The sequence below is a fragment of the Staphylococcus equorum genome (assembly GCF_001747895.1).
Classification (GTDB): Bacteria; Bacillota; Bacilli; order Staphylococcales; family Staphylococcaceae; genus Staphylococcus; species Staphylococcus equorum_A.
Genome location: NZ_LNNB01000021.1, coordinates 1 through 554, shown reverse-complemented (window position 1 = coordinate 554; position 554 = coordinate 1). Strand labels below are relative to the sequence as shown.

Below are 554 nucleotides of genomic sequence, written 5' to 3'. Positions count from 1 at the left end.
ACTATTCCCCTAGGCGTCAGCTTTTTACAAAATCGGAACAATTATATAAATTTATACAAAAAAATAAGCCACTTCGTATAATAAAGTTACTCTAACATAATTTTAAAACGAGGTGTCTTATGTATAAAAATTATAATATGACTCAGCTAACACTACCAATGGAGACTGAAATTTTGCTTCCTAACAATGATATCGCACATGCAGTTAATCAAATTGTTGAAACAATTCCAGAAACAGAATTCTACGAATTCAATCACTTAAATGGTGCATCCTCTTATCACCCTAAAATGATGTTGAAAATAATTCTTTATGCTTATACACAATCAATATTTTCTGGACGAAGAATTGAAGCTGCACTTTCAGATAGTATTCGTATGATGTGGTTATCTCAAAATCAAAAACCATCATATAGAACAATCAATCGTTTTAGAGTACATCCAATCATGGATAAATTATTAAAGTCCCTATTTGTTAACTTTAGAACCCAACTTATAGAACAAAAACTCATTGATAATGAGTCCATATTTATTGATGGCCTTCCATTATCAAGACAA

Annotated in this window: 1 protein-coding gene; it reads left to right on the top strand. The window is 30.1% G+C overall.

What is annotated here, in order from left to right:
• Positions 1–119 precede the first annotated feature (119 nt).
• A partial coding sequence (locus tag AST02_RS10385; protein ID WP_141714596.1) for a transposase occupies positions 120–554 on the top strand: 435 nt, incomplete at its 3' end.